This is a genomic window from Pseudobacter sp., from assembly GCF_051955275.1.
Lineage (GTDB): Bacteria > Bacteroidota > Bacteroidia > Chitinophagales > Chitinophagaceae > Pseudobacter.
Map to the genome: position 1 here is coordinate 1 of NZ_JBQCGW010000262.1, position 11,349 is coordinate 11,349.

At 47.2% G+C, this 11,349-nt stretch carries 12 protein-coding genes and 1 pseudogene; 7 read left to right on the forward strand and 6 right to left on the reverse strand.

The features are described 5' to 3' along the window. Both ACTHMC_RS22900 and ACTHMC_RS22905 read right to left on the reverse strand, forming a co-directional pair. A pseudogene (locus tag ACTHMC_RS22900) lies at positions 1–434 on the reverse strand (hypothetical protein); the annotation flags it as partial. A gap of 80 nt (positions 435–514) precedes the next feature. After that, positions 515–1,123 (reverse strand): RNA polymerase sigma factor, encoded by a 609-nt coding sequence (locus ACTHMC_RS22905; protein ID WP_440416740.1) that lies wholly within the window; start codon positions 1,121–1,123, stop codon positions 515–517. Between the two features lie 101 nt (positions 1,124–1,224). Here ACTHMC_RS22905 and ACTHMC_RS22910 point away from each other — a divergent pair, with 101 nt between their 5' ends. The 3 genes from ACTHMC_RS22910 to ACTHMC_RS22920 are packed head-to-tail and all read left to right on the forward strand — an operon-like array spanning position 1,225 to position 4,601. Then, positions 1,225–1,899 (forward strand): vWA domain-containing protein, encoded by a 675-nt coding sequence (locus ACTHMC_RS22910; protein WP_440416742.1) that lies wholly within the window; start codon positions 1,225–1,227, stop codon positions 1,897–1,899. After that, positions 1,896–2,657 carry a PP2C family serine/threonine-protein phosphatase gene (locus tag ACTHMC_RS22915; RefSeq protein ID WP_440416744.1) on the forward strand — a complete coding sequence of 254 codons (762 nt, stop codon included), beginning with the start codon at positions 1,896–1,898 and terminating at the stop codon, positions 2,655–2,657. The genes ACTHMC_RS22910 and ACTHMC_RS22915 overlap by 4 nt, the downstream gene beginning before the upstream one ends. A 3-nt stretch (positions 2,658–2,660) precedes the next feature. Continuing rightward, entirely contained in the window at positions 2,661–4,601 is a 1,941-nt protein-coding gene (locus ACTHMC_RS22920) for a protein kinase domain-containing protein (protein ID WP_440416746.1), read from the forward strand. Here ACTHMC_RS22920 and ACTHMC_RS22925 read toward each other — a convergent pair. Next, positions 4,598–5,545: a YwqG family protein gene (locus tag ACTHMC_RS22925; protein WP_440416748.1), complete on the reverse strand. Its 948-nt coding sequence runs from the start codon at positions 5,543–5,545 to the stop codon at positions 4,598–4,600. The genes ACTHMC_RS22920 and ACTHMC_RS22925 overlap by 4 nt on opposite strands. A gap of 396 nt (positions 5,546–5,941) precedes the next feature. Here ACTHMC_RS22925 and ACTHMC_RS22930 point away from each other — a divergent pair, with 396 nt between their 5' ends. From ACTHMC_RS22930 to ACTHMC_RS22945, 4 genes are all read left to right on the forward strand, one after another. Next, on the forward strand, positions 5,942–6,556 hold the full coding sequence (locus ACTHMC_RS22930; protein WP_440416750.1) for a hypothetical protein: 615 nt from the start codon (positions 5,942–5,944) through the stop codon (positions 6,554–6,556). 9 nt (positions 6,557–6,565) lie between these two features. After that, positions 6,566–7,228 carry a hypothetical protein gene (locus tag ACTHMC_RS22935; RefSeq protein WP_440416752.1) on the forward strand — a complete coding sequence of 221 codons (663 nt, stop codon included), beginning with the start codon at positions 6,566–6,568 and terminating at the stop codon, positions 7,226–7,228. Beyond that, on the forward strand, positions 7,195–7,983 hold the full coding sequence (locus ACTHMC_RS22940) for a sensor histidine kinase (RefSeq protein ID WP_440416754.1): 789 nt from the start codon (positions 7,195–7,197) through the stop codon (positions 7,981–7,983). The genes ACTHMC_RS22935 and ACTHMC_RS22940 overlap by 34 nt, the downstream gene beginning before the upstream one ends. A gap of 102 nt (positions 7,984–8,085) precedes the next feature. Next, positions 8,086–8,472 (forward strand): hypothetical protein, encoded by a 387-nt coding sequence (locus tag ACTHMC_RS22945; protein ID WP_440416755.1) that lies wholly within the window; start codon positions 8,086–8,088, stop codon positions 8,470–8,472. 145 nt (positions 8,473–8,617) lie between these two features. Here ACTHMC_RS22945 and xseB read toward each other — a convergent pair whose 3' ends face one another. From xseB to ACTHMC_RS22960, 3 genes are all read right to left on the reverse strand, one after another. Then, a complete protein-coding gene (gene xseB, locus ACTHMC_RS22950) occupies positions 8,618–8,845 on the reverse strand; it encodes an exodeoxyribonuclease VII small subunit (RefSeq protein WP_440416757.1) in 228 nt (75 codons plus the stop codon). A 6-nt stretch (positions 8,846–8,851) separates the two neighbouring features. Then, entirely contained in the window at positions 8,852–10,171 is a 1,320-nt protein-coding gene (gene xseA, locus ACTHMC_RS22955; protein ID WP_440416759.1) for an exodeoxyribonuclease VII large subunit, read from the reverse strand. Positions 10,172–10,269: 98 nt separating this feature from the next. Then, positions 10,270–11,253: a GlxA family transcriptional regulator gene (locus tag ACTHMC_RS22960; protein ID WP_440416761.1), complete on the reverse strand. Its 984-nt coding sequence runs from the start codon at positions 11,251–11,253 to the stop codon at positions 10,270–10,272. Positions 11,254–11,349 lie beyond the last annotated feature (96 nt).

Genomic DNA, 11,349 nt, shown 5'->3' on the forward strand with positions numbered 1-11,349 from the left:
CTGCCATCGGCCAGTGTAAGTATCGCTCCATTCCTGCCGGGTTCAACATCCGGTGTAACCGTAACTACCTGCGTGGGATCTGTTTTTGGTGCGGTTCCGGGGCGCAACCATAGGTAAGCACCAATGCCCAGGAGTACCACAATGGAAGCGGCGGCCCAGCCCCAGCGACGCATGAAATGAATACGATGTACCACTGGATAAGGTTCCTGTTTCTGCAGGATGGCTTTCAGCCGGTCTTCCAGCCGGTTCTTTATATCAGCAGTAACGGCGCTTTCAGGAACCGATGCCTGCAGCTGTTGATGGATAAGGTCTTCTGTAAGAGGATCAGGTTTCTCAGCCGCGAGCCAAAGCAGGAGTTGTTCCACTTCTTCCGGTGAGCACTCGTTCTCCATCAATTTCCGGTAAAGGCTGGCAAAATTGTTGGGTTGCGTCACAATGGCTTTATTTTTAAAGACGTTCAGGAATAATGATGCGGGGGGGTGTTACCAATAAAAATTATGGAATATCCCTTTTTTCAGATTGAATAGTATAAGGCGTAGATGAAAAGCAGTCCCAGTGCGGTGTCTACATTTCCTGTGATATATTTACGAATGGCCTGATTAGCCTTTACAAAGTATTCTTTTACCGTATGGTGCGAAATTCCCAGGATCTCCGCCACTTCCTTATAGGTATGGCCTTCAATACGGCAGAGCTCAAATACCTTCCGCTGTTGCGGGGGTAAGGTATCCAGTGCTTTGCTGATCAGGGCCTGACTGTCTTTCAGGTGCAGGATCTCTTCAATATGACTGTAGTTCTCCGTGGCTGCCTGCCTGAATTTATCGTACAGCACCTGGTCTCTTTTTACCTTTCGATAAAAATCCATCACCAGGTTATAACCTGTTCGGTATAAATAGGCACTGAAATTTTTTTCGATATTGATGGTCTCCCGTTTGAGCCAGATGCGTGAAAAAAGATCCTGGATGATCTCTTCTGCTATGGCCTCGTCCTTCACCATGCGCAGGAAGTTGATATACAAAGGTCCACTGTAGTGGCGATACAGCGCGGTAAACGCTGCTTCGTCTCCCTTTGCGAGTCGCAAGAGGAGCTCGCCTTCCTGGGGTACTACAGTTTCCTGGGCTGCCATGCAGTAATGTTGTTGGAGTTGCTGCTAAGTGATTACGATTACAATATTACCTAAAAGGAATTACATTTGGATTCATTACATTTATTCTACAACGCATCACTATGGATGAGTATATTTCTTTTGAACAGATCCCCTTCGGAAGTGAAAGTTTTGCGGACAACCCTGAACCCCGTTGCCCCTGCGTGCTGCTGCTGGATACCTCAGGCTCCATGTCAGGCAAGCCCATCGCACAGTTGAATGAAGGGATCCAAACACTGAAAAAAGAATTACTCGCCGATCCGCTCGCATCCAAAAGAGTGGAAATCGCCATCGTTACATTCGGACCTGTTACCGTTGAATCAGACTTTACCACTGTTGGTAATTTCTTTCCCCGGCCATTACATGCAGAGAACGATACTCCTATGGGTGCCGCCATCAACCTGGGCATAGATATGGTTACCCGCAGAAAGAACGAATACAAAGCTCATGGCATCGGCTATTACAAACCCTGGATCATTCTGATCACTGATGGAGCGCCAACTGACAGTCACAGTAAAGCGGCCATGCAGGTAAGAGAAGGAGAAGCCATGAGCTCTTTTGCCTTCTTCGCTATCGGAGTGGAAGATGCCAACTTTGATATCCTCCGGGAGATCTCTGTAAGGCAACCGCTCAAATTAAAAGGACTGATGTTCCGCGAATTCTTCATCTGGCTCTCGGGTTCTCTCAAATCCGTATCCAGCAAGAATCCTGGCAACAAAGTGAATCTTTTACCTCCTACCGGCTGGGCAGAAGTATGATCTGGAAAGCAATCGGACAATCCATTACCGGCACCTCGCATCTACAGTCCCAACGCGGCTGCGAAGATGCAGTGGCCTTTACAACCCTGGCCCTGCCGGAAGGAGACGAAGCATTGATCTGCTGCGTGAGTGATGGAGCCGGCAGTGCAATACATGCCGCAAAAGCTTCATCGTACACTGTTCATAACACCGTACAAGCCATCAGCAAACACCTGAGCACTTTTGGGACCATTGAAGAGAATGGCATCATTGAAATACTGGAGCAGGTGTATGACCATCTCCGGCAGATGGCCGACGAAAAAGAAGAGAATATCAATGAATATTCCTGCACTTTATTAGGAGCAGTGATCACTGAGTTCTCCGCGTTGTTCTTCCAGGTAGGTGATGGCGCTATTATCCGTTATACTAACGTTAACCAATATACGACAATATGGTGGCCACATAACGGAGAGTACTCCAATACCACGGCCTTCCTGGTAGACGACCCGAATATGAGCCATCTCAGGATCATGCGTTTGCAGGAAACCATCAAAGAAATAGCCGTTTTCACAGACGGACTGCAACTGCTTACCCTGAATAACGAAACCCTGAGCGTTCACCAACCCTTCTTCCATGATCTTTTCAAGTGGCTGCGTATGGCCACGGAGGAAGAGCACCTGGCCGTGCTGCAACGCAAGCTGGGAGAATATCTCAACAGCGAACCAATCAATAACAGGACCGACGACGATAAAACACTTTTTCTCGCAACCCGTTTCTGATCCATGATCAACCAGCAGTATACCGGCGCAAAGGGCGTTTACACTACGTCCCGGCTTCTCGGCAAAGGAGGAGAAGGAGAAGTGTATGAACTGCTGGGTAATCCTGCAGAAGTACTGAAGATCTACACGGAGCCGCTCAGTCAGCAAAAAGCCGCCAAGCTGCAACTGATGGTGAGCCGCTTCAGTGAACAGATGCAGACCTACGCAGCCTGGCCGGTTGACCTGGTGCACGACAAACGGGGCAAGCCGGTTGGCGTTGTGATGAAGAAGCTGGATGATTATGTACCGCTGCACATGCTCTTCGGTCCCATGGACCGCAAAAAGATTTTCCCCGACAAGGGTTATAATTTCCTGGTGCATGTAGCGCGCAATATCGCTACCGCCTTTCATACCCTGCATGCAGCGGGCCTTGTAGTAGGCGATGTGAACGAAGGCAACCTGCTGGTGAACAAACAGGGCATGGTAGCGTTTATCGACTGCGATTCGTTTCAGATCTCCGATGGAAACAAAGTTTATTATTGCGAGGTAGGCGTTCCCCGGTATACCCCGCCAGAGCTGTTGCGCCTCTCAACTTTTGAGAATGTGGTCCGCACTACCGCTACCGATTCTTTTTCAATGGCTATTCTGATCTTTCAGATGCTCTTCCTGGGCAGACATCCATTTTCAGGTGTCAACCATACTAATGAAGACATTGGAGAAGAAGTAGCTATTCAAAGGCAGCTCTTTGCCTGGTCAACCCACAGCCGCCAGCAATTGCTCACTCCTCCAAGAGATAGCTGGGATATAAAGAACCTGCCCGGTGGCATAGAGGACCTTTTCCACCAGGCTTTCGAAACCAGTAACCGGCCTTTACCTGCGCTATGGATCAAAGAGATCAGCCTGCTGATGAAGCAGATGACCACTTGTTCGCGCAGCAAACTTCATAGCTATCCATCAGGAATGGCTTCCTGTCCCTGGTGCGATTTCAAGAACAGGCGGAATATTCTGTACTTCATTGACGATGTTTATACTGCTGAAAGCTCCATCAGCACAGACTTTGACAAGTTCATCCAGGGGTTCAGGGTGGAGCCGGTGCATATCCCGGACGCAGATCTCAGCATTCCGCCGGCCGCTCTCAAGCCCGTGAGCCACCCTGAGAAATTGAAGAAATTCCGGAGTCAGAAGAAAGCAGTTGCGGTAGTTCTGTTTCTGTTTGCGATACCTGTTTTTTTATTAAGCACTGTTTCAGGAATAGTAATACTGGGACTTGCCGTATTTGTTTACCTGGGGCTACCCTGGAAATGGTACATGCAAACAGAGCTCGGGAAACTGAAAGAGCAGCACAAGGCACTCCACCGCCGGATCGACATACTGCTGGAAGATTACAGGAGTCAGCAGGATATTGAGAATTACAAGCACCAGGGGAAAAGGATCTCTCAATTGATCACACAATACAAAGACATTCCAAAAAATATCCAGCTGAAAAAGCGCCTGGAAGAAGAGCGTATCTATAATCAGCAGCTGCATTCATTCCTGCAGCAGTTTGCCTTGCAGGACCATGCCATTCCCAGTATCGGGGCTTCCAGGAAGCAGTCGTTGTACAACGCAGGTATCACAACAGCCTCCGATATTTCTAAACTTTCAAATATCAAAGTGCAGGGAATCGGCGATAAATATGAGCAGGTATTGTTTTCCTGGCAACGGCAGATGGCTTCAGGTTTTGTATACTACCCGGATAATCAGCAACTCAATATTGCGTTTCTGAAAATCCTGAGTGATGCAGACCAGTCAAAGAAGCAGTTGGAAACAGAGATCAGGACCAACTACGGCGGATTACAACAGCTTAGGCAACATCTTGTAACGAAGCGGCAACAGCAGCAACAGCAAATCACTGCTGCCAGTGTGCTTGCAGGTCAGGCCCATGTTGAGTTACAGGCTTATCGCCAGCTGGTGAGGACAGTTTAGGAACAATCCCAGTTATAATATACGTTGGAGAAATCTTTCTTAGCCAGGTCATCCGGGTGAATGAAGAAATTACAAACACCGCTATCGCCCCACATGATCTCGATATCAGAATCTATCTGCAGTAGCAGTACATGATTTTTCAGCTCTTCATTATACATCCTTGGATCTTCCTGTGTGAAATAAGCATAGCCTCCCACCTTATGGCCGTTGTGAGAGAAATTATCGTACGCAAACTCCATCAGTTCATCCTCCAGATCGCCATCATATTTCGCGGCAATTTCATTCAGGGATATTACAGATGTCTTTTCGCTGGCAGCATTGGCAACTCCAAAATACTCTTCCTGTATTTCGAAACTTAAAACATGCGGCTTATACACAGGTTGCATCTCATCGGAGAGTACCGGGCTGAGAAAACTGAAGTCAGTCTGGTACTGTTCCACTTCATGTTCCTCAAAGAACAGTACTTTAAAATCGCTGGGCTCATTATCAAAACGCAATCCATGCGTATCATCAGTGGCTATATAGAATTGAAGATATCCTGTTTTCGGATATCCTTGGAGGGGAGGCATTTCCCGGAAATTGATCTGCGCCAGAGGAAACATGAAATTTCCATCCTTTGCAGTTGGATAAGGAAATCCAACGGGCAACATGGGATAAAATGCAAACTTGCTTTGCTCCAACCCGATATCATCCGAAGGGATGGCATTTATTTTAATGAAGGTTCTTTTTGTCTGGGAGAGTTCCGGCCAGTGGTCGGCAAAAGCGCGGGGAAGCACCAGTCCCGGGATCACTTCTATCTTTTCCAGGAGATAATCTGCATCATGCTGTGAAGGCTTTGTTGCCTGTTGATCCCATTTTTCTTGCTTTGCTGCGGGCTGCTGGGGGAACTGGGTAGCGGACTGGTCATCTTTCTTTTTCTTAGAGAAAAAATCAAATATTCCCATACTTGTTGTGTTTCTTCCTGTGATTTCAGTCATCTAAGTTCGATAAAAATACAGTTCCATGAAAGCGTTGCAACCATCTTTATGATAATATAATGGGATTGTTCACAGTAATTCAATAACAAACCTGTATGGGATAGACATATCCGGTAGTTTTTATGCTTTTGATAGATGTTCAGGAGTGCCTTTCTATCCAATAAAGTTCAATATGGTAATCAATAACAAGTTCCTTTCACGGTGCCCGCACCGTGTTTCCCTCCTTTCTTTCAGCAATACAACCTCAAACCGGCCATTCTTTACCGCATTTGGGAATTACTAATATTTATGCAGCAGCATATCAAAGGAATATGTGCAGCAAGCTGCTTACTTTGCACTCTTATAACTAAAATTCATTATGTTATGAACCAAAACCAACTGCACTGCTTCGTGGCGGCAATTGCCCTTTTTCTATTCATTTCCTGCAAAACAGGACAGCTAACAAACGACAATACTTACACACCTGTACAACCGAAAAACAAACCAGTCAGTTCAGACAACCTGCCCAAAGGCGGACCTCAATTCACAGGCCGGGAAGTAAGAGCGGAATTCGCCATCCCCTGTTTTAAGCGTTATGCTGAAATCATGAATGCACACGGGTTTGTAACAAGCCCCAGTGGCAAAGTGACATTCACTGTTGAGGAGGAAATGATCACCACTTCAGTGAGCTATGACGGTCTGCCTATGATAGAATGGATGCAAAGAATGCTCAAATACTTTCCCGGTGCTGAGCCTAAAGACATCGGCTTTCTGATGGTGCCAGGTCACCTGGATGAAAAATTTCTCACGGAAGTGGGCGAAGATCCCGCCAACTGGCAATACAAACTCAACCGTGTGAGCATCTTCATTGTGCCTGTGATAAAGTCACAGGGCGCTCAGTTCAGGCGAATGCTGAGCGGATTATATAAAACAGCCACCGTACCGGCAGCTTTTCAGAATGGACCGCCCGTATGGGAACTTGGAGGTGTTCAACCATAAAACAAACGCATGCAGTTCCATCTCTTCCAGCTTGCACAACTGATCTGCCTGGGCTTTGCCTGCAGGTTTTTCAGCAGCCTGAAACAATGGTCCATTGCGGCTTTTCTGCCTTTGCTCTCCTTCATTGTATTGATAGAGGTCATTGGTAACAATTTCCGTTTGTTCAATTGGGCCAACAACTATTTCATTTACAATGTCTACCTGTTGTTCTCAACTCCCGTATGGTTGTACCTGTTCAGGCAGATGCTGGAACTGACCGGTGCCGCACGCGCCATCTTCAGGTGGATCGCTATCCTCAGCATGAGCTTCATCTGTATCAATTATTTCTTTGGAGAAGGAGTGCGGAACTTCAATTCCTGGTCGCTCCTCCTTTTGATGCTGCTCACTATTGTGTTCAGCTGCCTCGTTCTTTTCCGCTTATCCGTAACTGATAGCATAGAAAGCACTTTGTATCATCATCCTTATTTCTGGATCAATGCCGGCAACCTCCTCTTTGCACTGGTTACCCTGGTGCTGCTGGGGTTGCAGCCTTATATCAGGGAGCATGGCATCCAGATCCATAGCAAGAGCCTCTACCATGCTATCATACCCACTGCCAACATTATTTTGTACACCTCTTATTGTTATGGATTTTATTTATGTCGCAACCCACTGACCAGATCCTCGCAGTGATCATCGCCGTAATTGCCGTACTGCTTTTCCTGGCTATCCTTTTCCTGGTAACTGTTATGCATCACAAGAACAGGCGTAAGCAAATGACCCGGGAAAAACGCTGGATCCAGGAGCAGTATGAAAAACAACTGCTGGAGTCCCGCCTGGAGATCCAGCAGCAAACCTTTCATTTTATCAGCCAGGAGATCCACGATAATGTGGGACAGGTGTTGAGCCTGGCAAAGATCGGGCTCAACCTCCTGCATCAACAGCTTCCGGGCAAAGAAGAAATGGTGCTTTCCATCCGTGACAATGTTGGCAAGGCCATGAAGGAATTGCGGGAGATCGCTAAAAGCCTGAACCACGACCATGCACAGCATTTCAACTGGATAGAGAATATCAGGGAAGAGATCAACCGGATCAACAAAACCGGATTCATTTATGCAGAACTGGAACTCAGCGGGCTGGAGGACTGTGCCCTCAAAGACCAGCAGAAGCTCATCTCTTTCAGGATCGTGCAGGAAGGCTTGCAGAATATTCTCAAACATGCCGGCGCCACGCATTTACAGGTCAGTATCGATAACAGGAAAGAGCGAACTGTGATGATGATCAAAGACAATGGAAAGGGTTTTGAGGTAGAACCTGCCCTGAACGGACACTCAGGTCTGGGCCTTAAAAACATCCTCAACCGGGTGGCGCTGATGGGCGGTGAAGCCTGGATCCATAGCACTGTTGGAGAAGGCTCCTGCCTGGAGATCCATATTCATCATAACTGATTGACTGGCTGGTTAAACAGCAAAAACTTCCGTATCAAGGCAAAACCTTTTAAAAGCTGCAACGGTTGCGGGTTTCCCGTTGTCATCCCCAAAACCTGTTTTATGAGAAAGCTCTTTCTCCTGTTACTGATGGCATTCCCCCTGGTGTTTTGCGCCTGCAAAAAAGGCGAAGGCGGAGGCTCTCCATTTCCCATCTTTTCCGAAACTTACTATGAGCAAAGCCCGGTGAACGGCCGCTCCTCCATTACCTTCCATTCCAACTTTGCATTTACTGTTAAAGACCTGCGGGTTTCTTCAGGTCCCGTGAAGTTTGAATACACGTATAAACTAAAGGACGGCAAGATGATCATCACCCCGCCCGGCTATGACTCTTACTGGCATCCCAATCCTGTTGAGTATAATATTAAGGATGGAGTGCTCACTATTATCAATTTCAGGCCCCACTTGTGGGGCGAACAAACAGAACAGCTTACGTTCAAGAAAATGTAACCGATTGCCGGGGAGCACTCGCTCGCCTCCGGCGAGTGAGGAATATTTGTTCGCCTCCGGCGAATACTGGGCACGCCGGAGACGAGCAAATAAAAGTAACTCGCGGGGACGCGAGCTATTGGACACACTTTAAGTAAACTTATCCTCAGCTCTCCTGGAAAGGGTCCCTTCCGGCAGCATCCAGTTCTTTAATGATCTTGTTCACATCTTCTTCTGTAGTGGTGAGCCTGTTTCGGCAGATACGGATCAGCTCCGCTGCACGCTTCACTTTATCAGACAGCTCATCAACAGAGATCTCACCCAGTTCAATATCATTCACAATCTGCTGCAGTTCTTCAAAGGCCACCGTATAATCCAGTGATGACGATTCCATACTTTATTATTTGTTTTTGGATAAGGTTGTACTGCTGATGGTTCCGTTATGCAGTACTGTTTCTATTATATCTCCTTCTTTCACTTCATCTGCATCTTTTATAACTTTTCCATCTTTCATGGTGATGCTGAATCCGCGTTGTAATACCTTCTCAGGGTTCATATTCGCCACATTCCTTTCCAGCTGTGTAAGTATATTGTTGTTCTCCTTCAGGAATGCAGCTGCTTTCTCTGGTAGTTTTATCTTCAAAAGTTCCTCCTGCTGTACGCGCAGCCGGTATTTCGTCTGCTGCTTCAGGTTGTTCACCGTATTCATCAGCTGGTTACGATGCTCCAGCGTAACGGTGGCTGTCACTGATCTGAACAGCTTCACTTCTGATCTCAATCTGTTCCTTTCTTCATTCACCAGCCGCTGTGCGCGGTCAGTGATCTTTTCAGTGGCCTGCATCACTGGTACAGAAAAATTATGGAAACGCTGAATGAGATATTCCGCAATCTTGGTGGGCGTGATGGCATTGGCATGCGCTACCATTTCCACCACCGTATCATTGGTGGCATGTCCGATTCCAGTGATCACAGGAATCGGAAACAGGGCAATGGCCCTGGCCAGTTCATAATTGTTGTACACGCTCAGTCCCACATCTCCGCCGCCGCCACGGACGATGGCCACCACATCAAAATGGTGGATCACTTTCTGAATGCGGGCCAACTGGAACCTGATGGTATCGATGGCCTTATCACCCTGCAGCAGGGAAGGGAAGAGGTAATGAAAGAATTTATAGCGCCATGGATTTCCATCCAGCACTTCCAGGAAATCCACATACCCCTTGCTGCTTTCCACGGATATGATAGCGATCCGCTGCGGCAGAAGGGGTATGGGTAATAATTTGTTCTGATCGAAGATCCCTTCGTTCACCAACCGGCTGATGGATTCCATTTTTTCTTTTTCCAGGTCGCCGAGGGTATAACTGGGATCGATGTCGAGGATACGGAGGCTGAGACCATGTACTGGATCGTAGATCATCTTAGCCTGGAAGAGTATCTTGATGCCGTCTTTCAGCGGCTCATTGAGATAGGAGAGAAAATGCTTGTTGATGAGCACAAAGTCTTCACGCCAGAGAACACTCTTGATCTGGGCCACCACTTTGCCCTGCTGCTTTTCCACCAGCTCAGGATAGCAGTGCCCCGACTGCTTGTAATAATTGAGCTTGTTCATTTCGGCCTTTACCCAAAAGGAACTGCCATACCTGTCGGTAAGCGTTTTCTGGATGCTCCGCTGAACTTCCAGCAAAGAAAAAACCGTTCTGTCCGTAATATTCTCAGGCATTGCAAGTGGGTTAATGCTGTGAAATGACCGCCTTAACCAAATTTACATTATTCCGGGAATTCACCGGAAACTGCCTGTATGTCTGTGGAAAGAATGGATCAGGATTCGCTGGGCGCCTGCCTGCCGATCATGCTTCTGTACTCAACCGGACTAAGTCCTACCATTTTCCTGAACACTTCCCTGAACGCCTTGGGATCGGAATATCCAACTTCAGCCATGATCTCATGTACACCTGCCGGTGAACTTTCCAGGCTCTTGCGTGCTTCTTCCATTTTCACACGCTGGATATATTCTATCACCGTGTTCTCCGTGGCTTTTTTGAAACGACGCTCCAGGCTTCTTCTGCCGAGCAGGAATTTGCGGGCCAGTTCATCCACCGTCAGTTTCTCTTTGTAATTCGCTTCGATGTATTCCTGTGCGCGGATCACCGGATCATCTCCATGATGTTTCAGTCCTCTGAAAATAATGAACGGGCTCTGGCTGGTGCGATCGATATCGATCTGGAAGATCTTGGAGATCAGCAAGGCCATTTCACGATCCGTTTCTTTTTCCACAATATGCAGGATAAGATTCAGGAAACTGAATCCACCGGCACTGGTGTACAAACCATTCTCATCCGTGAACACCTGGTTCAATTGCAGTTTGATGGAGGGAAATCTTTTTTTCAGTTCTTCACCGATCATCCAGTGTGAAGTACATCCTTTTCCATCGAGCAAACCTGTTTCTGCAAGCAATGCTGCAGATAAAGAAAGCACAGCGATCTCCACTCCTTTCGCATGTTGCAGCTTCAGCCAGTCGATCAATTCACGGTTGCGTTCCAGCACCAGTTCAAGATGTCCCTGCACAGAAGGAACGATGATGAGATTTGCAGAATCAACATCGATCAGTTGTCTGTTCACTGTGATGGAAACATTATTCTCCAACTGGTTCACACGCTCTGTGGCGGCCAGTTGTACGTGGAAGACAGGATCCTTTCCTTCTTCCTCCAGCAGATCATTCACAGCAGTGAAGATCTGTGTTACAGCTTCAATGTTCCCCAGGTTGAATATGCCTTTCGGGACTACTATGGTTATATTTTTCATGCAATAAAAATAAGCTGGAAGTCTGTCGCGATCAACCCCGGCATTTGACGTAAACACCCCCCAGAAAATTCAGAATTAGTTTTCAATTTTGTTGTC